Raw genomic sequence first — 19,718 nt, 5'->3', positions numbered from 1 at the left:
CACGTGCCCTCACACGAAGGGGAGTCATCCCATGCAGTTGGGCACTGGCTCGATGCCAACGAGGTCGACGCCATCTATTCCGAGGAAGCCGTCAGCGAACTGGTGGAACTGTCCAACGCCATGGCCGAACTGGGCCTGGCGAGCTACCGCACCATCTACGACAAGCATGTTACGGCGGTGCGCAGCGGCGCCTCCAATGGGCTCAGGCTGGATCTGGCCAAGTAAGGCAGGCGGCTGCTTGCGCTGCCGTCATTGCCGGTGACCACGGCAATCGCCCCAGCAGCGGTGCCTGCAGGCGCTGCACCAGACTGTTCACCATGGCCTCGGCCCGATCTTCGCTCGCATCGATGTGGTTGGCGACCCAGCCGGCCAGGTGCAGGCCACAGGATCGTATCGCCAGTGCGCTGAGCAGGGCATGGTTGATGCAGCCCAGGCGGATGCCCACCACCAGCACTACCGGCAGTCGCAGTCGGATCACCAGGTCAGCGCTGGTGAAATCCGCATCGAGTGGCACCATGAAGCCGCCCGCACCCTCCACGATCAACACATCGCAGGCCCGCTGCAATTGCGCATGACACCGTACAAGGTGTTCCAGCCCGATCTGCACGCCTTCTTCAGCGGCGGCGATGTGCGGTGCCGTGGCCTGCCGCAGCAGGTAGGGATTCACCAGTGAGTCGGGCAAAAGCACATTGGACGCCGCCTGCAAGGCCTGCACATCTTCATTGCACCAGAGACCTTCCTGCAGGAATGCCCCTGAGGCAACCGGCTTCATGCCTGCTGCGCGCAAGCCCCGTGCCGCCTGCAGATGGATCAGCGCCGCCGCCACCCGGGTCTTGCCCACGCCGGTATCGGTGCCGGTAACGAAATAGATGCGGGCCGTCATGGGCGTGCCTGCTGCTTCATCGCGGCATCGAACGCCGCATGCAGGCGTTGGCCCAGCCACTGCGCCTGCGCCTCGTCCAGAATGTAGGGCGGCATCACATAGAGGGTCGTGCCGATCGGACGCACCAGCAGTTCACGTTGCGCGGCTTCTTCAGCGAGACAGCGTGAGAAGCGTGCAGCCAGGTCGGCCTCCCCGATGACGGCATCACAGGCCCAGATCATGCCGCGCTGGCGTACATGCCGCACCCGTGCATCCTGCGCCAGCGGTTGCAGCGCGCGCGCCAGCACCGGTGCGAAGCGGGCATTGCGTTCCAGCACCCGCTCCTGCGCAAAGAGGTCCAGCGTCGCCAGCGCCGCACGACAGGCCAGCGCATTGCCGGTATAGGAGTGCGAATGCAGGAAGCCGCGCCGCACGTCGTGATCGTAGAAGGCCGCGTAGATCGCATCGCTGGACATCACCAGCGACAGTGGCAGGTAGCCGCCGCTGATGCCCTTGGACAGGCACAGCAGGTCCGGCCACACACCGGCCTGCTCGCAGGCGAAGAAGCTGCCGGTGCGGCCGCAGCCCACCGCGATCTCGTCGGCGATCAGGTGTGCGCCGTGGGCATCGCACAAGGCGCGCAGCCCGCGCAGGTAGTCCGGGTCATACATGACCATGCCTGCCGCGCATTGCACCAGCGGTTCGACGATGACGGCAGCGATGCGTCCGCGGCGTTCCTGCAGCAGCCTTTGCACATCAGCCAGGGCACGACGGCTGACATCGGCGGCACTTTCGCCAGGCGCCGCCTGCCGTGCATCGGGTGAGGCGGCGAGATGGGCCGGGCGCAGCAAAACCTCATAGGCGGTACGGAACAAGGGGAGGTCGGTCACGCCCAGCGCGCCCACGGTTTCGCCGTGGTAGCTGCCGGCCAGGCAGATGAATTCATTCTTGTCGGCATGCCCGGCATTGCGCCAGGCATGCACGCTCATCTTCAGGGCGATCTCCACTGCCGAGGCACCATCCGAGGCGTAAAAACAGTGGCCCAGTGCCTGACCGGTCAGCGCGGCCAGCCGTTCCGACAGCTGCACCACGGGCTCATGCGTGAAGCCCGCCAGCATGGCATGTTCCAGCTGGCCCAACTGGTCGATCAGGGCGGCGTTGATGTAGGCGTTGGTATGTCCGAACAGATTGACCCACCACGAACTGATCGCATCCAGATAGCGCCGACCGTCCGTGTCGAAGAGCCATGGCCCGTGGGCACGAGCCAGCGCAATGGGCGGGACCTCTTCATGCCGGCGCATCTGGGTACACGGATGCCAGACGCTGCGCAGGCTGCGCGCGGCCAGGGTGCTGGTGTGCTGCATGTGTTGTCTCTCCTCAGGCCAGGGCGGTCAGCGCCGTTACCAGACGTGCGACGTCGGCGGATGTATGGAGGGCCGACAGGCTGATGCGCAGACGTGCCGTTCCCTTGGGTACCGTGGGGGGACAGATCGCCGGGACCCAGATCCCCTGCGCGCGCAGTGCGCTCGACATGGCGCGGGCCGCTGCGTTGTCTCCGATGATCAGCGGTTGTATCGCCGTAGCGGAGGGCAACAGCGTCCAGGGCAGGCCGGCCAGGCCGCTGCGCAGTTGCGCGGCCAGTTCCTGCAGTCGCTGGCGGCGCCATTCATCCTGTGCAATCAGGCGCAGGCTGGCCGAGGTGGCCGCCGCCAGCGCGGGCGGATGGGCGGTGCTGAACATGTAGGTACGGGCGCGCTGCAAAATCCATGCAAGCACCCCGGCTTCACCTGCGACGAAGGCGCCGGCCACACCGGCGGCCTTGCCCAGGGTCCCCATGGTCAATACGTGCGGCGCGTGGACGCCGGCCAGGGCCAGGCTGCCGCGCCCCTGCGGCCCCAGCACACCCAGGCCGTGGGCATCATCGACCAGCAACCAGGCCGCGTGGCGGCCACAGACCGCCGCCAGTTCGGCCAGCGGTGCGAGGTCGCCATCCATGCTGAAGACGGCATCGGTCAGCACCAGCTTGCGTCCCGCCGTGCAGCGCGCCAGCACCTGCTCCAGGCGCTCCACGTCGTTGTGGGGAAACACCTTCAGGCTGGCCCCGGACAAGCGCGCCCCATCGATCAGCGAGGCGTGTGCCAGGCGGTCCACGATCACCGTATCGCCCTGGCCGACCAGCGCCGGGGTGACACCGAGATTGGCCATGTAGCCATTGGCGAAGAGCAGTGCCGAGGGCATGCCGACGAAGTCGGCCAGTTCGCTTTCCAGCACCTCATGGGCAAGACTGTGGCCGCTGATCAGCGGCGAGGCCGCCGCACCCAGGCCGTAGCGTTGCAGGGCCTGGGTGGCGGCGGCCAGCAGCGCGGGATGATTGGCCAGGCCCAGGTAATCATTGCTGCAGAAGGACAGCTCAGCGCGTCCATCGACCTGCAACAGCGCGCCTTGCGGACCATCGACCACGCGCCGCGTGCGCAGCAGGCCCTGGTCGGCGAGGGCGTCCAGCGCCGAGGTGAAATCTTGCATGGAGGACCTTTCAGAAACAAACAGACAAGCGATCCAGCGCCCGATAGGCGGCCTTGTCTTGCCAGACCGGCGCGGCCTGAGCCAGGGTCAGGGTGGGCAGGCGCTGCATCAGTGCAGTGAAGGCAATCTCCGCTTCCAGTTGCGTGAGGGCGGCACCCAGACAGACGTGCGGTCCCTGACCGAAGCACAGGTGCATGCCTTCATCGCGCCGGATATCGAAGCGCTGCGGGTCGCGGAAGCGCCGTGCATCGCGATTGGCCTGGCCGATGTGCAGGATGGCCAGTTGCCCGCGCCGCAGCGTCTGACCCGCCAGGGTGAGGTCCTGCAGCAGGCGGCGGCCGGTGTATTGCACCGGACTGTCATGGCGCAGCATCTCGCGCACGGCCAGACGCAGGGCAGCGGCATCTGCTTGACTTGCCTGGAGCGCCGCCCATTGCTGCGGATGCTGCAGCAGGGCCAGCAAGCCATTGCCCAGCAGGTTGCGGGTGGTTTCATAGCCGGCCATGAACAGGGTGCAGCATTGCGCCAGCAGTTCGTTGCGGTTCAGTTGCCCGTCCGCATGGGCTAGCAGCAGCCCGCGCAGCAGACTGTCCGGCGGCAGCTCGGCGGGGTGTGCCAGTGTTTGTCCGAAGAATTCACAGAGATTCTGCATGGCCTGCTGCGCGGCCCCGGTCTGGCTCGCCTCGGGCGTGGGACTGCCGATGAAGGCGGCCAGATCGGCGGCCCAATCGATGAATTGCGTCGGCACACGCTCCGGCAAGCCCATCAGTCGGGCAATCACCAGTGCGGGCAAGGGGCGTGCGAAGCGCGCGATGAAATCGAATCCACTCGCTGCCTGCGGATCGGCCACGATGTCGTCGATCAGTCGATGCGCCAGTGCAGTGATGCTGGCGCGCCGGGCCAGCAGGTCGCCCGGCTTGAACCAAGGAGTGAGCACGCCGCGCAGGCGTCGATGAGCGCGTGCGTCGAGGAACAGCAGGGAGCGCGAGAACAGGCGCTTGAACTGCTGCCGCTGCGGGTCCTGCTTTTGCCCGGCGTTCTCGCCCCGGGTACTGTTGATCCAGCGTACCGCGCGCCGCGCCGAGAAGCGCGGATCGCGCAATGCCCAAGCCACTTCCTCGTAACCGGTGATGACCCAGGCCCCGCCGCAATGGGCGCTGCTCCAATGCAGGCTCATCCGGCGGAGGCAGCGGCCGCCTGCAGTCCCAGGCGTTGCAGCAGATCAAGGTCGGCCGAGACCGGAGCATTGGCGGTGGTCAGCAACTTGGCCCCCAGGAAGATGGAATTGGCACCGGCGGCAAAACACCAGGCCTGGGTCGCCTCGCTCATGCTCTCGCGACCGGCCGACAGGCGGATCACCGCATGCGGCAGCGCGATGCGGGCCACGGCCACGGTGCGCACGAATTCGAATTCGTCCAGTGGCGCAACATCCTGCAGTGGTGTGCCGGCAATGGGGACCAGGTGGTTGATCGGCACCGATTGCGGCGGCACCGGCAGGCTGGCCAGCTGGGCAATCAGGCCGGCACGCTGGGCGCGTGTCTCGCCCATGCCGATGATGCCGCCGCAGCACACGTTCAGACCGGCTTCCTGCACGCGCTGCAAGGTGTCCAGCCGGTCCTGGTAGCTGCGGGTGGAGATGACCTGGCCATAGAAATCCGGGGCGGTGTCGAGGTTGTGGTTGTAGTAGTCCAGCCCGGCCTGCTTGAGCGCCTCGGCCTGGGTCTGTTCCAGCATGCCCAGGGTCATGCAGGTTTCCAGTCCCAGCGCGCGGACCTGGCTGACCATCTCGGTGAGGGCGGCCATGTCGCGCTGCTTCGGATTGCGCCAGGCCGCGCCCATGCAGAAGCGCGTGGCGCCCTGGGCGCGCGCAGCCCGGGCCGCCTGGACCACGTCATCCACGTCCATCAACTTGCCCGCCGGGACGCCTGCCTCCTTGTGATGGGCCGACTGCGCGCAGTAGCCGCAGTCCTCGGCGCAGCCGCCGGTCTTGATCGACAGCAGGCTCGACAACTGGACTTCATTGGGCCGGTGGTGCTCGCGGTGTACGGTCTGTGCGCGGTACAGCAGGTCCAGGAAAGGCAGTTCGAACAATTGCGCAATGGCGCCGCCGTCGACCGTGGTCGGCGCGCGGTACCAACGCAGGGGCGCACTGGCGGGTGCGGCGGTGGGGGAAGGGCACTGGCTCATCGATAAAATCCGGTCCGTGGATAAAAAGGCATAGAATTGCGTTCCGGCGGATTCTAACTTCGCTCAAATTCGTTCAACAATTTCTTTTTTAATAGATTATCTATAAAAATATGGTGCATCATTCCGAGCATCCGAGCACCGTGGAACGCATCGCCGAGGTGCTGCGCACACGCATCATTCGAGGTGAAATCGCAGGCGGGGCGGCGCTTCGCCAGGACCATGTAGCCCAGGAATTTCAGTCCAGCCACGTGCCGGTGAGGGAGGCTTTTCGCCAGCTGGAAGCACAGGGACTGGTGCTCACCTTGCCCCGTCGCGGGGTGCGCGTAACGCAGGTGGACCGGGCCGCCGTGAAGGAAAATGCCGAGATGCGCGGCTCGCTGGAAATCCTGGCGCTGCGCCACAGCGCCCGCAAGTTCGGTTCCGAGCACATCGCCCGCCTGGAACAGGCGCAGCAGGCTTGCGCCGAGGCGGCCTCCCTGATCGAATGGGACGCGGCCAACAACCTGTTTCATGACATCCTCTCCAGCGAGTGCGGCATGCCGCGCCTGCTGGCGGTGCTCAAGCAACTGCAGCTGACCAATTCGCGCTACCTGTTCTCGACCGGATTCAAGCGCGGCTGGCAGCCACGCTCCGATCACGATCACCGTCTCATCATCGACGCCTTGCGCGATCGCAAGACCGACCGCGCCGTGCAACTGCTGAGCATGCACATCGGCACCATGGAACGGGTTGGTTTCGTGGCCGCTTAGGCGGCAGGCACGGCGTGCCAGGCCTTGGCACAAAGGGAAGTCACGATGTATGGATTTTTGATGTCCATACATCCATACTAGACGACCGCCCCGCAGGAACGACCTGCTGGCACACTCGTTCATCCCAGGAGCCGCATGGCCAGACCGGAACCCCCACACGCCGCAGGGCATACTCTGCACTGGATTTCCCGCTTTACGGCCGGAGGTGGCCCGCGTTACCTGCAGATCGTCGGCTTCATGGAGCAGGCCATCTCGGAGGAGCGCCTCAAGCCCGGTGACCGCCTGCCGCCGCAACGGGTGCTGGCCGAACGCCTGCAGGTCGATCTGACCACGGTCACCCGCGCCTACGGTGAGGCGCGCCGCCGCCATCTGCTGGAGGCGCGCGGTGCGGCCGGCAGCTTCGTGGCTGCGCCCAAGGTGGATTTGAGTCAGGTGATCGACCTCTCCATGAACATTCCGCCACCCCCGGCCGGCATCGACCTGGACGACCTGTTGCGCCAGGGGGTCTCGCAGGTGCTGATGCACAGCGATATCGATCTGCTCATGACCTACCACCTGGGTGGCGGCAGCAGTGCCGACCGGGCGGCCGGGGCACTGTGGCTGCAGGACATGCTGGGCGCGCTCGATGAGAGTCGGGTGCTGGCCTGTCCGGGGGCGCAATCGGCACTGGCCGCCTTGCTGCTCTCGCAGACCCGGCCGGGCGAGACCATCCTGGCCGAGCCGCTGACCTATCCCGGCCTGCTGGCCGCCGCTGCGCAATTGGGGCGCAACGTGGTCGCCGTCGATGTGGATCACGAGGGCATGCGTCCCGATCTGCTCACTACCATGGCGCGCAGGCATGGCGCCCGCCTGGTGTACCTGAACCCGACCCTGCAGAACCCGACCACCCAGACCATGCCCGCTGCACGCCGTGCCGAGATCGCGGCCGTGGCCACGCGCATGGATTTGCGCATCATCGAGGATGATCCCTATTGGCGCTTTGCCGCCAACGCGCCCAGGCCGCTGGCGCACTATGCGCCCCGGCACGTGTTCTATGTCTCCACACTGGCCAAGTGCCTCTTGCCTGGGCTGCGCACCGCCTATCTGGTCACGCCCCAAGGACAGTCACAGGAGGAGGTGCTGGCGGCACTGCGCTCCTTCGTGCTGATGTCCACGCCGCTGACCACGGCACTCTCGACCCAATGGATACACGACGGCACCGCCGCCGCGCTGACCGCGGGCATCCGCCAGGAAGCCTGGGCCCGCCGGGAGCTGGCCTTGCGCACCCTCGGTGATGCAAGCCTGGCCGACAGCGGCGGCATCCACCTCTGGAAAGCCTTGCCAGAGCGCTGGAAGGGACAGGATTTCGTGGTCAAGGCCAGGGAGGCCGGGCTCAATGTAGTGGCTCAGGACAGCTTCGAGGTTGCTACCCAGCGCTCGCGTTCCGGTCTTGGATCGCACATCCGGATCTCGCTGGGGCGTTCACGCAGCCGCTTTGAACTGGTCCACGCATTGCGGCGGCTGATGGAGCTGGCCCATCGCCGCAGTGTGCGTGAAGTGGTGGTGTAGCGTCGTGACGAAGACGTGCGGCTAGGCAGGCAATGCGCTGGCGGTATGGTCACGCGCGGCGGCCAGGATCTCGCCGACGGCTTCGTCTTCGGAGTGGGCAGCCAGCGGCAGGGAGCCTCGGCTGATTTCTGCACGATCCTTCAGGATCGCGTAGGAAGCTTTCCAGCGGCCCTCGCTGTCATCGGCCTGATAGACCAGCAGGTAACCGTCGAATTCGATTTTCTTCATATGAGCTTCTCGCCAGGGCAAGGGGAGCATGCGCACCATGCTCGGTGCTGCCCAGTATGCCCGTGCCGTGCCGCCCCGCCTGTCATCCCTCTTCGCTATCGCGTGTAGGACAAGTGCGCAATCGCATGCCGCCCGTGGCCTGTTGTCATGGCTGTTGCTATTGCGACTGCACCGGTGCCAGCAGGCCGTTGACGGCATCGCTGACGATCAGTCCCGGCAGCGAAGCACGGTCATTGCTGACGATGACGGTGTCCTTTTCCACGTCGCCCGGCAGGGCCAGCTGTGCGATGTAGCGGCAATCGGCACTGCAGGTGTAGCGCAAGACGGTCTGGCCGCGCACGGCTTCGAGGATGTACTGCCCGTTCTCCATGCCGTAATAGCGCACGGCCACCAGCGGCTGTGTCTCGGCTGCCTGGGGATCGCGATAGAAATACTGGCCGCGCTCGACTCGCGCATAGTGCGGCCAGGGCATGCTGCCTTGCGGTGCCAGTTGCTCGATCTGGCGCGTGTCCAGCCCCAGCCTCAGGGCTTCTGCCGCCGCCGGCGCACTTGTGGTGGCGCCTGGCGGCACGGCTGCCAGGGCGGGCGCGGGCGATCCGGCCGGTGACTTGGGCGGCGTGGCCGACAGCGCCACGGGTGATGCAGCCGGCGCCGCCTGGGCCTGCAGTTCGGCCTGGCGGCGCTGATACCAGGCCAGCAGGCAGTCGCGGTCACGGCAATTCTGTTCGCGCCAGCGCCATTGCGCATCGCTGGCCGTCCGGAAGGCGCGCACATCGGTGGCAGCCTGGCGGGCGCGCCGATAGGTACGGCCCAGTTGGTCATCCAGGGCCGACAGTTCGGGGTCGCGGCAGATGGTCTTCTCGTTGGCCGACCCGGCCTTGCTGCAATCGAAGCTGGCGGCGCGGGCCGGCGAGAGTTCAAGTGCACCCAACAGGCTGGCGCTGCCGAGCAGGAGGACGAGGGGCAGGGATTTCATGGCGAGACTCTCCGTATTGCGGGAACGTGATGGGCGCCAGCATCGCACCGCCTGCCAAGGCTCAAAACGTGGAGAAGAAACGGAATTTTTTAAAAATCTTTGCAGCTGAAAAAGCGTGTTGGGGATTCTTCACAATTGCTCTGCCCCATGGGTGCGCAAGGATGCTCACATCCAAGTAGAATCCCGTCTCCATCGCATGTATCCGCAACCGCCGGTGACCGACGCAGCCACTCCCACGACTTCTTCTGCCTTGCGCCCCGGCGAGCGCGCAGGTTTCCTGCTGTCCCGGCATTGGCGCGATACGCCGGCCGGGGTGGAGATCGAGCTGTGGCTGGCCACCGACGACGGTCCGCAATGCCTGCGCCTGCCGCCGCAGATGGCGGTAGCCTTCGTGCCGCAGGAGCATGCCGAACGGGTGCGGGCACACATCGTCAACGAACCCGATATGGAACTGCGCACGCTGGCGCATTTGAAGGATCTCAGTCAGCGTCCTGTGCTGGGTCTCTATGCGCGCCAGTACCGCAAGCTGCTGAAGATGGAGAAGGCGCGGCAGCGGCAGCTCCGCTGGCACGCCCAGCGTCTTGCGCGCGATCAGGCGCACCACGACCAGGATCAGTACCAACTGGCCTGCGTGCATGTGCACGGTGCGCAGCAGGTCGCGCAGGGGATCGCTCTTGGGAATGTCATCGCGATATTCGATGGTGGCCAGCGCCACCACGAACAGCAGGAACATCAGCCAGTGCAGCGCGGCGTAGAGGGGGTGATAACGGGTGCCTTGCCCGAGTGCATCATCGGTATTGTTCATCTGGGTTCCCATGGAAAAAAATGTTCCCAATGGTAAGTCAGGAAACTTGGATCAGCATTAGCCTGGCGCAATATTTTTTGACCAATGCTGACCATCGCCCCGTCATTGCCCCGCAACTTGTATGGATCAGATCACGCATCCAGCCATACATGCTCGGCGAAGGAATACCCCATCATGCCGCCCAGCGGAATCGGCGAGAGTCCCTTAAGCTTGCTGCTGTACCCGTCCAGGCTGGCGAGGAACATGGGAATGCCGATCCCGGCCTGCTCATGAATGAGGGTCTGCATGTCTCCATACATCTGCTTGCGCTTGCCGATATCGATCTCGGCGCGCGCAGCCGTCAGCAACTGGTCGAACTGCTCGCTCTTGAAACGCGACTCGTTCCAGGCGGCCTGGGACTGGAAGAACTGCGTGAGCAGTACGTCGGCGCTCGGGCGCGGATTGACGTTGCCGAATCCGACCGGATTGCTGAGCCATTGGTTGGCCCAGTAGCCTTCGGGCGGCATGCGCTTCAATTCCAGTTCCAGGCCGATGCGCTGCGCGGTCTGCTGCAGCACCGTGGCGATATCGACGGAATACATGGCCGCCACCGAGCAGACCATGGGCACCTTGCCGGTCACGCCCGATTTCTGCAGGTGGTACTTGGCCTTGTCCAGGTCCATCTGGCGTTGTGGCAGGCCGGCCAGATAAAAGCGGTTGGTCGGATCGATGGGCTGATCGTTGCCCAGCACGGCGTGGCCGCGCGCGATGTTCTTGCGCATCACCTCGCGGTCCATCAAATACTTCATGGCCAGCACGAAGTCGGGGTTGCTGCCGGGGCCGATGTCCTTGCGCAGGATCAGGTCGGTGTAGGCGCCGGACTGGGTTTCCAGCACCGCAAAGCCGGAGCTGCCTTTGATCCGCTCGATGGTGCGTGGATTGAGGTTGGCCACCAGGTCGAGTCCGCCCGAGAGCAGGGCGTTGACGCGTGCATTCTCGTCGCCGATGCCGACCAGTTCGATCTCGTCCAGATAGGGCTTGCCAGGCTTCCAGTAGTTGTCGTTGCGCACGACCACGGAGCGGATGCCCGGACTGAATTCCTTGAGCTTGTAGGGGCCGGTACCGATGCCGGTGCTGAAGTCGGTCGTGCCGGCCTTGACGATGTGGAAGTGGAAGGTACCGACGATGACCGGCAGGTCGGCATTGGGTGCAACCAGGGTGACGGTGACTTCGTTGGGCCCGCTCTCCTTGACGCTGTCGATCTGGTCGGCCAGGGTCTTGGCCTTGGACGCCGTGGCCGGGTCCTTGTGGCGCATGAGCGAGAACACCACGTCGGCCGGCGTGAGCGGCTTGCCGTCATGGAAGGTAACGCCACGGCGCAGCTTGAACACCCAGACCTTGGCATCCTTGCTGCTGAACGACTCGGCCAGGGCCGGTTGCGGCGTCAGACTGGCATCCAGCGAGGTTAGGCCGTTGTAGAGCATGGTGCCGCGCGAGTAATCGGTCTTGTTGGCCTGCTTGGCCGGGTCCAGCGTGTCGCTGACCGAGGCGGTGTCGCTGCCCACGCGCAGCTTGCCGCCGCGACGCGGAGTCTGGGCGTAGGCGCTGGCGGCGCTGGTCGCCAGGCTGCCGGCCAGTGCGGCCTGCATGCCGCCGGCCATGAGCACCTTGAGAATATCGCGGCGGCTGGCGCCACGCTTGAGGCAATCCATCACACCGGCGGTAGCGCTGGCCAGCAGAGTGAGATCGTGTTTGTTCTTGCCGTTGTCGTCCATGTTGCAGCTCCCTGTGTGGTTGAGGCGTGAGAAGACAGGCGGACCGGAGGGGGGATGGCCGGTCCGGACTTGGATGAACTGATGCAAGCTGGCGCCGCGCAGCGCCAGTCAGGGCGGGCTGTACGGCCCGCCGGGAGGTGGGCGGATCGCGCGATCCGCCCTGCGTCACTGACCTGCTTCTACCGCATCGGCCAGTTGGGCCAGCGTGTGGAAGTGGTAATCCGGTACCGTATGTTCGGAGGCGATGGTGCCGCCCGAACTGGGCTTGCCGTGACGGCGCTCGATCCAGCAGGTGGTGATGCCCAGGCGTTTGGACACGCCGATGTCGTGATACTGGCTTTGCGCCACATGCAGGTTGTCGGCCTGGCGATACCCCCATTGACCTTCGAAGCGGCCGCGTGCGTAGGCGAAATATTGCGGGTCGGGTTTTTCGCAGAGCGCGTCGTCGCAGCTGAGCAGCAGGTCGAAGGGCTCGCCCAGGGTGCGCGCGAAGTGCTGCAGGGCCCAGGTCTGGGCGTTGGTCATGGTGACCAGCTTGAAGTGCTTGCGCAGACGCTGCAGGGCCTCGACCGAGTCCGGGAACGCCGGCCAGTTGGCCACCGAGTCACGCAGACCGCGAGCCAGCGCGGGCGTATCGGGCAGGCCCAGGCCAGGGGCGATGACATGCCAGCAGCGTTCCAGGTCATCCGGATACCAGCCTGTGTTGCCGTCACTGCGGGCGGCGCGATAGGCTGCCAGGAAATCCTCATCTGAGATCTTGCTCTCGGGGACAGCCTTGCGCAGATAGGCGAGCATGCCGCCTTCGAAATCAATGAGGGTGCCGACGACGTCAAACGTGAGTACCTTGAAATCCTTCAGAGGCATGTCTTGCTCCAGAAAAAGGGAATGACGATGAGAGTGGGGGCATAGCCACGAATGAGAGCGATTGAGCTATTGCTTCAAGAATACGGGCGCGCGCGCCTGCACTGGATGCGAAGTAGGCAGGTCAAACCGCACAGAATTTTTTTCTGGACGGCTGCCACAGCATGCTGTGGCATGCCTTCTCCAGCGTTGCCGCAGGACGGGAATGCGCTTCTGCAGGTTCTCATCACGAGGCCGCCAGTACGCCCCGCTCGATCTGGTCGCGTTCAATGGATTCGAACAGGGCCTTGAAATTGCCCTCGCCGAAGCCGTCATCCCCCTTGCGCTGGATGAATTCGAAGAACACCGGACCCAGCAAGGTCTTGGAGAAGATCTGCAGCAGCAGGCGGCGTTGTCCGCCTTCGCTGCTGCCATCGAGCAGGATGCCGCGCGACTGCAGTTCGGTCACCGGTTCGCCATGGCCGGGCAGGCGGCCTTCGAGCATCTGGTAGTAGGTCGCCGGGGGCGCGCTCATCAGCGGCAGGCCGGCGGCTTTCAACTGGTCCAGAGTGCCGATGAGGTCATCGGTGGACAGGGCGATATGCTGGATGCCCTCGCCATTGAACTGCATCAGGAATTCCTCGATCTGGCCTGCGCCCTTGGAAGATTCCTCATTGAGCGGAATGCGGATCTTGCCGTCGGGTGCCGTCATGGCCTTGGAGGTCAGGCCGGTGTATTCACCCTTGATGTCGAAATAGCGTATCTCGCGGAAGTTGAACAGTTTCTCGTAGAAGCCCGCCCAGTAAGCCATGCGGCCGCGATAGACATTGTGGGTGAGGTGATCGATTTCCTTGAGGCCGACGCCCTTGGGCTGGCGTTCCACACCCTCGATGAAGGTGAAATCGATGTCGTAGATGGACTTGCCTTCCTCGAAGCGGTCGATCAGGTATAGCGGTGCACCACCGATACCCTTGATGGCCGGCAGGCGCAGTTCCATCGGGCCGGTGGGCATGTCCACCGGCTGCGCGCCCAGCGAGAGTGCGCGGGCATAGGCGTGGTGCGAATCCTTGATGCGGAAGGCCATGCCGCAGGCGCTGGGGCCGTGCTCGCTGGCGAAGTAGGCCGCAGCGCTGCCGGGTTCGCTGTTGAGAATGAAGTTGATACCACCCTGGCGGTACAGGCTCACCGCCTTGGAGCGATGGGTGGCGACCTTGGTGAATCCCATCATGGAAAACACCTGGTGCAGCACGGTCGGATCGGGGGCGGCGAATTCAACGAACTCGAAACCCATCAACTGCATGGGATTGTCAAACAGGTCGGGCATGGTCTTCTCCTTGGGCAAGACAGGATCGATGGCTGGCGGATGCGCAGGCTGCGCGTGACCGGCCGCAAGCGGCGACTGGCCGCTGCGGTGAGTCAGGTTGGCATGGGGAAGGCCGGGCTCAGGCGGCCTCGGTCATTCAGTGCCGGGTATCGGACAGGAACTTCTGCGCGCGCGGATGCTGCGGGCGGTGGAAGAAATCCTCGGGCGTGGCGCGCTCCAGTACCTGACCGGCATCGATGAACCAGACGCGATCGGCCACCTCACGGGCAAAGCCCATCTCGTGCGTGACGCAGACCATGGTCATGCCCTGGCGGGCCAGGTCCTTCATCACGGCCAGCACTTCGCCGACCATTTCCGGATCCAGCGCACTGGTCGGTTCATCAAACAGGATCAGCGGCGGTTCCATGGCCAGCGTGCGGGCAATGGCGACACGTTGCTGCTGGCCACCGGAGAGTTCAGTCGGGAAGGCCTGTGCCTTGTGTGCCAGGCCGACCCGTTCCAGCAGGGCATGGGCGCGCTCGCGCGCTTGGGCGCGGGGCATGCCGCGCACGGTGGTTGGCGCCATCATGACGTTCTCCAGCACGCTGCGGTGAGGGAACAGGTTGAACTGCTGGAACACGAAGCCGATCCCGGCACGCAGGGCATTGATGTCGCGTCCCGGTTCGTGCACATCCTGATCGGCCACGCGGATGCTGCCGCGGTCGATTTCTTCCAGTCGATTGACGGTGCGGATCAGGGTCGACTTGCCGGACCCGGACGGCCCGCATACTACCACCACTTCACCGGTGGCGACCTTTTCCGAAATCCCCTTGAGCACAGGCGTATTGCCATAGGATTTGTGGACGTCGATGAATTCAAGCATGGTCATTCCTCAGGCAGGACGGCTGCGGCGGGTACGGGCGATGCGCTGTTCGAGCGCGGCCACGGCACGGCTCAGGGCGAAGCACACCACGAAATAGGTCATCGCCAGCAGGGCATACACTTCAAACGGTTTGGTCAGCAGCTGGCTGTTGACCTGATAGGCGGCGTTGGTCAGTTCATCGACCCCGATCACGTAGGCCAGAGAGGTGTTCTTTACCACCACCACGAACTGGTTCATCATGCTGGGAATCATGTTGAACAGCGCCTGAGGCAGGATCACCTTGCGCAGCGTGGTCCAGTAACCCATGCCCAGCGTGCGCGCCGCTTCGGTCTGGCCACGCGGCAGGGCCTCAATGCCGGCCTTGACGATCTCACCCAGATAGGCGCTTTCGTAGATCACCAGCGCCACCAGCATCACCAGGCTGGCATTGATGCTCTTGCCGAACAGCATCGGAACGGCGAAATACGACCAGAACACCAGTAACAGCAGGGGCAAACCGCGCACCGTGTTGGCATACAGGCCGGCCAGCCGTGCCACCAGCCGTATCGGCGAAGTGCGACCGATGCCGACCAGCACCGCCAGCGGAAAGGACAGCAGCAGGGCGGCGGCGGCCAGAATGAGGGTCATGGCCAGTCCGCCCAGCGGGCCGTGCGGATATTCGCCGATCAGCAGGATCAGCCCATAGTCGTGCAGGATATCGAGCATGTCAGTTCCTCGCGCTGTTCAAGCGACGGCTGGCGTAGGCACCGGCCCCCATGATGAGCCACGACAGCAGCACATACACCACCGAGACCATCAGGAAGGCTTCAAAGGTGCGATAGGTCTCGTTCTCGATCTGGCGCGTGGCGTGCATCACGTCAGCTACGCCCACGGTCATGGCCAGGCTGGTGGCCTTGAACAGGGCCAGGGTCTGGTTCACCAGCGGCGGCAGGGCAGCACGCAGCGCCTGCGGCAGCAGGATGTGCTGCAGCGTCTGGCGGTACGACATGCCCAGCGAACGCGCTGCCTCCACCTGCCCGCGCGGCAGCGAACGCAGGCCGCTGCGCAGGTCCTCGCTCATGTAGGCTGCCGCGTAGAGCGTAAGCGCGATGCAGGAGAAGAAGAACTCGCCGTCGTGGTGGTTGATCCAGCGCTGCACCTCGCGCGGCAGCAGTTGCGGCATGCCGAAATACCACACGAAGATTTGCACCAGGCCAGGCACATTGCGGTGATACTCGACAAACAAGGCCACCAGGGCCTGCCCCAGCCTGCTGCTGGTGCTGCGCACGGCAGTCAGCAGCGAGGCCAGCAGCATGGCCAGGATCCAGCTGGTCACGAACAGCTTTACCGTCACCAGCAAACCATGCGCAAGCAGGCTCTGGTAATCCGGATTGGCCAGCAACAGGTCTTTCATGGGCTCCCCTCGGTCCTCATTCTGGTGGCTTGGCGCTTATTGGGCAAAGGCCGAGATGGGCGTGAGTTTCTTCTCGCGGGCAAAGGCGAAGCGCGTGTTGGGCCCGTACCACTTGTTCCAGATGGAATCGATCTCGCCAGCCTTTTCCATCTCTTCCAGCGACTTGTTGACCGCCGCCAGCAGGGCCGGCTCATCCTTCTTCACGCCCAGCGCGGTCGGCTCCCAGGCCAGAGCATCGTTGATGTAGGTGGCCTGCCCCTTGGATTCGACCAGGTAGCGCAGACCGGCGGTCTCGGAGGTGGAGAAGCCGTCCACCTTGTCCTGCATGAAGGCCAGGAAGGCGGATGGTCCATCCTGGTAGGTCACGATCTCGGTCTTGGGCAGGCCGCGACGGGCGTAGATTTCCGTGGTGGCGCTCTTGACCGCACTCACGCGCAACCCCGCCAGCTTGGCAAAGCTGTCGATATTGGCCGATTTCTTCACCATCACCCGGATCGGCACCTGATAGTGAGCCGAGCTGAAGGCAATCTGCTGTGCACGTTCCTTCGTATAGCCCAGGGCAGCCGACACCACGTCCACCCGTCCCACGCTCAGTTCGGGGATACGCTGCTCGATGGAGAGCCCCTTGTGTTCCATCTTCAGCCCCATGTGCTGGGCCAGGGCCTTGCAGATATCCACGTCGAAACCAACGATCTGGCGCGTCTGCGGATCCTGGTAGCCCAGCGGTTCGGTGCTGGTCAGGGTGCCGCAGACCAGGGTGCCGCGTGCCTTCATGTCGGCCAACTGGTCGGCATGAACGGCGGGCACGGCGGCCAGGCAGGCGGCCGAAACGGAAAACGCGAACAGGGTCTTGCGCAGTGCGGAGTGGGTGGTCACGGTGAGGCTCCTCGTTTTTGTGGTGGGGTGGACAAAAGGGCGTTGCAAGTCGTGGGTCAGGATCCGGCCGGGCGTTGCGTGACTGCATGCAAATCCCGTGCCGTGGAGAAATGCCCGGCCAGTCGGCTGCGCTCACCGGCGACCAGCGCAGCGCGCAGCTCGGCCAGCGAAGCGCTGAAGCGATCAATCTCGGCCAGCAGGGGGCCAGCGTTATGCACGGCAATGTCGGCCCAGAGTGCCGGATCTGAGGATCCCAGCCGGGTAAATCCGGTAAAGCCAGTGCCGCGATAGTCCAGCCACTGCCGCGCCAGAGGTTGCTGCGCCAGGCTGTGCAGGTAGGCATAGCTGAGCAGCTGGGGCAGGTGACTCAGGCTGGCATAGATGGCGTCGTGCTCGTCGGCCGCCATGCGTGCCGTACGCGCGCCCAGCCGCTGCCAGAATTCCTCGATACGGGCCAGCGCGGCCGGTGGTGTGGCGGCATCCGGGGTGAGGATGCAGAGCTTGTCCTGCAGCAGATCGGCATCGGCCGACACCCAGCCGTGGCTGGCCTTGCCGGCGATGGGGTGACAGGGAATGAAGCGCGCCAGCGCGGCGCTGCTGCCATCTTGTTGCAGGGCCTGCAGGACCGGTCCCTTGACGCTGGCTACATCGATGCCCAGTGCGCGGCCGGCCGTGATATCGCGCCGGTGTACCCGCAGGTAGTCCAGCAGCACGCCCACAGGCTGGCACAGGATCACCAGGTCATGGTCGCGAAAGAAGTGTTCGGGACTGGCCGCGACCAGGTCGGCAAAGCCCGCTTCGCATATCTGCTCGGCCAGGGCGCGGTCGATGTCGAACACGGTCACGCGGCCCTGGTAGCCGTCGGCCCGCAGCGCCTTGAGGATGGAGCCGCCGATGAGACCCACGCCGCACAGGGCAATGCGCTCGAAGGGAAGGGACTGGCGTGTGGATGAGGTCAGCATGGGGCAAAGTATCAGATAGACATTCCATAATCACCAATGCCAAAATATCCAGACTCCATAACATCAGGTTAGACCCATGAATTTGCGCCAGATCGAAGTTTTTCGTGCCGTGATGCGGGCCGGCACCTTGTCTGGTGCGGCCGAGGTACTGCATGTCTCGCAGCCCGCGGTGAGCCGGCTGATCCGCTATCTGGAGAGCAAGCTGCAGGTGGCGCTGTTCGAGCGCAGTGGCGGGCGCCTGCATCCCACGCCCGAGGCGATGGCCCTGATGCGCGAGATCGACAGTGCCTGGCGCAGCATCGACCGCGTGAAGATGTATGCCGAGCAGCTGCGGCACGGCGTCTCCGACACCCTGCGCATCTGTACCAATCTGAGCCCGGCACTGGATCTGCTACCGCGCGCCGTTGCCGAGCTCAAGCGCCGCATGCCGGGCCTGCACATCGCGATGGAGATCGCCACGCAGACCCAGATCACCGAGCAGTTGTTGACCGGAGAGTGCGACATCGGCGTGGCGGCCTTTGTCCAGCACCGTCATCCGGCGCTCACGCATCACCTGATCGGCGAGGGCAACGTGCTGTGCGTGATGGCGGCGGACCATCCGCTGGCCATGCGCACACAGCTCAAGCTGGAAGAGATCCAGGCCTATGACGTCATCTCGTTCGGGACCGAAACAGCGCATGGCAAGGTGGTGGAGGCCTTGCTGGGCAGCAGCGAGGCGCTACGCAAGGCCACGGTGGATGTCCGTTATGCCTATATCGCCTGCAGTGTGGCCGTGCATGGCTGGGGCATTGCCCTGGTGGATGACCTGACGGTGGCGGGCTTCAAGGATCCGCGGCTGGTGGCGGTCCCGTTGGCGCAGTCGGTGCGTTACGGGGCCTACGCCATGAGCAGTGCCGAGCGTCCACCGTCTGCCGGCGGACGCGAGATAGTGAACCTGTTGCAGCTCTACTGGAAAGAGGCTTGCCGGACGATGAATGCACAGACCATGGCGCAGTGAATCGTCAAGAGCAAGTCTGCGCGAGCGCAGCACCAGGCGGCATTGCCAGTGCAGTTGGCAAGGCGGCGGGGACACGGTGTCACGGCGCAGGAAAGACCGCACTTGTCGGTGTTGAAATCAGGAAACGCCTGATGGCGCTGCGGCGGGGCGAGCCCTATCTTGATTTGCACAACAAGGAGGGAGACATGTGTACCAATGCCATGAGCATCGCGCGGCGCCATCTGTGCATCATCGTGCGGCTGTGCGAGATGTCCGAACAGGAGGAACCGATCGGCGAACTGGTGCGTGCCACCGTACGCAATTGCCTGCTGGCCATGCAGACAGCGGGAACCGAGCCCATCGAGGCCGCCGAGATCATCGAGCAATTGCTGCAGCATGAACTGGCAGCGCTGCCTACGGAGCGAGCGAAATGTCGCCAGGTGCTGGAAGCGGCACACCTGCACGCCGAATACCTGACCATGGCCGAGCGGCGAGCGACCCATTGAGCGGGGTGGTGTGCGAGTCCGCGCTCATCCCGATGAGCCGACCATTCAGATAGGCAATGGCCGGCTTGCCACTACATCAGGCGTGCGTATCGATCATTGTGCCGAGCGTGCCGGACATCGGCTTGGCCTTTTCTACTTCACCTGGCCGACTGTTGTCATTATCTCCGTCACTGTCGGTCTTGCTGGCGCTTTGACGCGGATTGGCCGCCACAACATTGTTGTAAAAGCTGCTGGAGAGACTGCTGATCGCTGAAGTCATGGATGGCTCCTTGGGTTGATGGATGTTGCCAGACAATAATTCTGGCAGCTTGAGCTTATTGTTCGAGACTTAGCCAGGCCTTAGCCGC

General features: G+C 64.4%; 21 protein-coding genes and 2 pseudogenes. 6 read left to right on the top strand and 17 right to left on the bottom strand.

Annotation, left to right across the window (positions count from 1 at the left end; all coding sequences use genetic code 11):
- Window positions 1-3: 3 nt before the first annotated feature.
- A complete protein-coding gene (locus ACODSZ_RS02320) occupies window positions 4-225 on the top strand; it encodes a hypothetical protein (RefSeq protein ID WP_488926958.1) in 222 nt (73 codons plus the stop codon).
- Here the strand turns inward: ACODSZ_RS02320 and bioD are convergent.
- Genes bioD through bioB form a run of 5 tightly spaced genes read right to left on the bottom strand, consistent with a single transcriptional unit; the run spans window position 203 to window position 5,572 of the window.
- Entirely contained in the window at window positions 203-883 is a 681-nt protein-coding gene (bioD, locus tag ACODSZ_RS02315; protein ID WP_488926957.1) for a dethiobiotin synthase, read from the bottom strand. The two genes, ACODSZ_RS02320 and bioD, sit on opposite strands and share 23 nt — an antisense overlap.
- Window positions 880-2,226 (bottom strand): adenosylmethionine--8-amino-7-oxononanoate transaminase, encoded by a 1,347-nt coding sequence (gene bioA, locus ACODSZ_RS02310; protein WP_488926956.1) that lies wholly within the window; start codon window positions 2,224-2,226, stop codon window positions 880-882. The genes bioD and bioA overlap by 4 nt, the downstream gene beginning before the upstream one ends.
- A gap of 13 nt (window positions 2,227-2,239) precedes the next feature.
- On the bottom strand, window positions 2,240-3,385 hold the full coding sequence (gene bioF / locus ACODSZ_RS02305) for an 8-amino-7-oxononanoate synthase (protein ID WP_175343533.1): 1,146 nt from the start codon (window positions 3,383-3,385) through the stop codon (window positions 2,240-2,242).
- A gap of 10 nt (window positions 3,386-3,395) precedes the next feature.
- Entirely contained in the window at window positions 3,396-4,562 is a 1,167-nt protein-coding gene (locus ACODSZ_RS02300; protein WP_488926955.1) for a cytochrome P450, read from the bottom strand.
- Window positions 4,559-5,572, bottom strand: a complete 1,014-nt coding sequence (bioB, locus tag ACODSZ_RS02295; protein WP_008329078.1) for a biotin synthase BioB — start codon at window positions 5,570-5,572, stop codon at window positions 4,559-4,561. The genes ACODSZ_RS02300 and bioB overlap by 4 nt, the downstream gene beginning before the upstream one ends.
- 110 nt (window positions 5,573-5,682) lie before the next feature.
- On the opposite strand from bioB, the gene ACODSZ_RS02290 reads away from it, so the two are divergent.
- Both ACODSZ_RS02290 and ACODSZ_RS02285 read left to right on the top strand, forming a co-directional pair.
- Window positions 5,683-6,321, top strand: coding sequence for a GntR family transcriptional regulator (locus tag ACODSZ_RS02290; RefSeq protein ID WP_008329077.1), 639 nt, complete (start codon window positions 5,683-5,685; stop codon window positions 6,319-6,321).
- 135 nt (window positions 6,322-6,456) lie between these two features.
- Window positions 6,457-7,869, top strand: a complete 1,413-nt coding sequence (locus ACODSZ_RS02285) for an aminotransferase-like domain-containing protein (RefSeq protein WP_488926954.1) — start codon at window positions 6,457-6,459, stop codon at window positions 7,867-7,869.
- 21 nt (window positions 7,870-7,890) lie between these two features.
- On the opposite strand, the gene ACODSZ_RS02280 is transcribed toward ACODSZ_RS02285, so the two are convergent.
- Complete coding sequence (locus ACODSZ_RS02280) at window positions 7,891-8,097, bottom strand: hypothetical protein (protein WP_175343537.1); 207 nt, start codon at window positions 8,095-8,097, stop codon at window positions 7,891-7,893.
- A 157-nt stretch (window positions 8,098-8,254) separates the two neighbouring features.
- On the bottom strand, window positions 8,255-9,073 hold the full coding sequence (locus ACODSZ_RS02275) for a lysozyme inhibitor LprI family protein (protein ID WP_488926953.1): 819 nt from the start codon (window positions 9,071-9,073) through the stop codon (window positions 8,255-8,257).
- A gap of 196 nt (window positions 9,074-9,269) precedes the next feature.
- Here ACODSZ_RS02275 and ACODSZ_RS02270 point away from each other — a divergent pair.
- A pseudogene (locus tag ACODSZ_RS02270) lies at window positions 9,270-9,617 on the top strand (DNA polymerase II); the annotation flags it as partial.
- A 36-nt stretch (window positions 9,618-9,653) separates the two neighbouring features.
- Here the strand turns inward: ACODSZ_RS02270 and ACODSZ_RS02265 are convergent.
- From ACODSZ_RS02265 to ACODSZ_RS02225, 9 genes and pseudogenes are all read right to left on the bottom strand, one after another.
- A pseudogene (locus tag ACODSZ_RS02265) lies at window positions 9,654-9,878 on the bottom strand (cytochrome b/b6 domain-containing protein); the annotation flags it as partial.
- 131 nt (window positions 9,879-10,009) lie between these two features.
- Window positions 10,010-11,632 carry an ABC transporter substrate-binding protein gene (locus ACODSZ_RS02260; RefSeq protein WP_241822449.1) on the bottom strand — a complete coding sequence of 541 codons (1,623 nt, stop codon included), beginning with the start codon at window positions 11,630-11,632 and terminating at the stop codon, window positions 10,010-10,012.
- A gap of 165 nt (window positions 11,633-11,797) precedes the next feature.
- The gene (locus ACODSZ_RS02255) at window positions 11,798-12,496 is read right to left on the bottom strand and encodes an HAD-IA family hydrolase (protein ID WP_175343544.1); all 699 of its coding nucleotides are present in this window, start codon (window positions 12,494-12,496) and stop codon (window positions 11,798-11,800) included.
- 223 nt (window positions 12,497-12,719) lie between these two features.
- Window positions 12,720-13,796 (bottom strand): 4-hydroxyphenylpyruvate dioxygenase, encoded by a 1,077-nt coding sequence (hppD, locus tag ACODSZ_RS02250; protein ID WP_299540908.1) that lies wholly within the window; start codon window positions 13,794-13,796, stop codon window positions 12,720-12,722.
- 136 nt (window positions 13,797-13,932) lie between these two features.
- A complete protein-coding gene (locus ACODSZ_RS02245) occupies window positions 13,933-14,658 on the bottom strand; it encodes an amino acid ABC transporter ATP-binding protein (protein ID WP_175343546.1) in 726 nt (241 codons plus the stop codon).
- Window positions 14,659-14,667: 9 nt separating this feature from the next.
- Window positions 14,668-15,363: an amino acid ABC transporter permease gene (locus ACODSZ_RS02240; protein WP_175343547.1), complete on the bottom strand. Its 696-nt coding sequence runs from the start codon at window positions 15,361-15,363 to the stop codon at window positions 14,668-14,670.
- Between the two features lies 1 nt (window position 15,364).
- Window positions 15,365-16,051: an amino acid ABC transporter permease gene (locus ACODSZ_RS02235; protein WP_175343548.1), complete on the bottom strand. Its 687-nt coding sequence runs from the start codon at window positions 16,049-16,051 to the stop codon at window positions 15,365-15,367.
- 36 nt (window positions 16,052-16,087) lie between these two features.
- The gene (locus ACODSZ_RS02230) at window positions 16,088-16,927 is read right to left on the bottom strand and encodes an ABC transporter substrate-binding protein (RefSeq protein ID WP_299540919.1); all 840 of its coding nucleotides are present in this window, start codon (window positions 16,925-16,927) and stop codon (window positions 16,088-16,090) included.
- 56 nt (window positions 16,928-16,983) lie between these two features.
- On the bottom strand, window positions 16,984-17,889 hold the full coding sequence (locus ACODSZ_RS02225) for a prephenate dehydrogenase (protein WP_488926952.1): 906 nt from the start codon (window positions 17,887-17,889) through the stop codon (window positions 16,984-16,986).
- A 76-nt stretch (window positions 17,890-17,965) separates the two neighbouring features.
- Here ACODSZ_RS02225 and ACODSZ_RS02220 point away from each other — a divergent pair, with 76 nt between their 5' ends.
- Window positions 17,966-18,886, top strand: coding sequence for a LysR family transcriptional regulator (locus ACODSZ_RS02220; RefSeq protein ID WP_175343551.1), 921 nt, complete (start codon window positions 17,966-17,968; stop codon window positions 18,884-18,886).
- Between the two features lie 185 nt (window positions 18,887-19,071).
- The gene (locus ACODSZ_RS02215; RefSeq protein WP_008329061.1) at window positions 19,072-19,371 is read left to right on the top strand and encodes a hypothetical protein; all 300 of its coding nucleotides are present in this window, start codon (window positions 19,072-19,074) and stop codon (window positions 19,369-19,371) included.
- 76 nt (window positions 19,372-19,447) lie between these two features.
- Here ACODSZ_RS02215 and ACODSZ_RS02210 read toward each other — a convergent pair whose 3' ends face one another.
- Window positions 19,448-19,630 (bottom strand): hypothetical protein, encoded by a 183-nt coding sequence (locus tag ACODSZ_RS02210; protein WP_008329060.1) that lies wholly within the window; start codon window positions 19,628-19,630, stop codon window positions 19,448-19,450.
- Window positions 19,631-19,718: the final 88 nt, after the last annotated feature.

This window comes from Herbaspirillum sp. FG34 (assembly GCF_057809315.1).
Note: the sequence above shows the minus strand (reverse complement) of the source record. Positions and strands in the feature narration are given on the sequence as shown.

Bases quoted from the DNA above. Each gene is read 5' to 3' on its own strand.
- ACODSZ_RS02240 (WP_175343547.1), bottom strand. From the start codon at position 15,363: ATGCTCGATATCCTGCACGACTATGGGCTGATCCTGCTGATCGGCGAA.
- ACODSZ_RS02290 (WP_008329077.1), top strand. From the start codon at position 5,683: ATGGTGCATCATTCCGAGCATCCGAGCACCGTGGAACGCATCGCCGAG.
- ACODSZ_RS02285 (WP_488926954.1), top strand. From the start codon at position 6,457: ATGGCCAGACCGGAACCCCCACACGCCGCAGGGCATACTCTGCACTGG.
- ACODSZ_RS02300 (WP_488926955.1), bottom strand. From the start codon at position 4,562: ATGAGCCTGCATTGGAGCAGCGCCCATTGCGGCGGGGCCTGGGTCATC.
- ACODSZ_RS02220 (WP_175343551.1), top strand. From the start codon at position 17,966: ATGAATTTGCGCCAGATCGAAGTTTTTCGTGCCGTGATGCGGGCCGGC.
- ACODSZ_RS02215 (WP_008329061.1), top strand. From the start codon at position 19,072: ATGTGTACCAATGCCATGAGCATCGCGCGGCGCCATCTGTGCATCATC.
- ACODSZ_RS02235 (WP_175343548.1), bottom strand. From the start codon at position 16,051: ATGAAAGACCTGTTGCTGGCCAATCCGGATTACCAGAGCCTGCTTGCG.
- ACODSZ_RS02280 (WP_175343537.1), bottom strand. From the start codon at position 8,097: ATGAAGAAAATCGAATTCGACGGTTACCTGCTGGTCTATCAGGCCGAT.
- ACODSZ_RS02275 (WP_488926953.1), bottom strand. From the start codon at position 9,073: ATGAAATCCCTGCCCCTCGTCCTCCTGCTCGGCAGCGCCAGCCTGTTG.
- ACODSZ_RS02210 (WP_008329060.1), bottom strand. From the start codon at position 19,630: ATGACTTCAGCGATCAGCAGTCTCTCCAGCAGCTTTTACAACAATGTT.
- ACODSZ_RS02255 (WP_175343544.1), bottom strand. From the start codon at position 12,496: ATGCCTCTGAAGGATTTCAAGGTACTCACGTTTGACGTCGTCGGCACC.
- bioA (WP_488926956.1), bottom strand. From the start codon at position 2,226: ATGCAGCACACCAGCACCCTGGCCGCGCGCAGCCTGCGCAGCGTCTGG.
- ACODSZ_RS02260 (WP_241822449.1), bottom strand. From the start codon at position 11,632: ATGGACGACAACGGCAAGAACAAACACGATCTCACTCTGCTGGCCAGC.
- bioB (WP_008329078.1), bottom strand. From the start codon at position 5,572: ATGAGCCAGTGCCCTTCCCCCACCGCCGCACCCGCCAGTGCGCCCCTG.
- ACODSZ_RS02225 (WP_488926952.1), bottom strand. From the start codon at position 17,889: ATGCTGACCTCATCCACACGCCAGTCCCTTCCCTTCGAGCGCATTGCC.
- bioF (WP_175343533.1), bottom strand. From the start codon at position 3,385: ATGCAAGATTTCACCTCGGCGCTGGACGCCCTCGCCGACCAGGGCCTG.
- bioD (WP_488926957.1), bottom strand. From the start codon at position 883: ATGACGGCCCGCATCTATTTCGTTACCGGCACCGATACCGGCGTGGGC.
- ACODSZ_RS02245 (WP_175343546.1), bottom strand. From the start codon at position 14,658: ATGCTTGAATTCATCGACGTCCACAAATCCTATGGCAATACGCCTGTG.
- hppD (WP_299540908.1), bottom strand. From the start codon at position 13,796: ATGCCCGACCTGTTTGACAATCCCATGCAGTTGATGGGTTTCGAGTTC.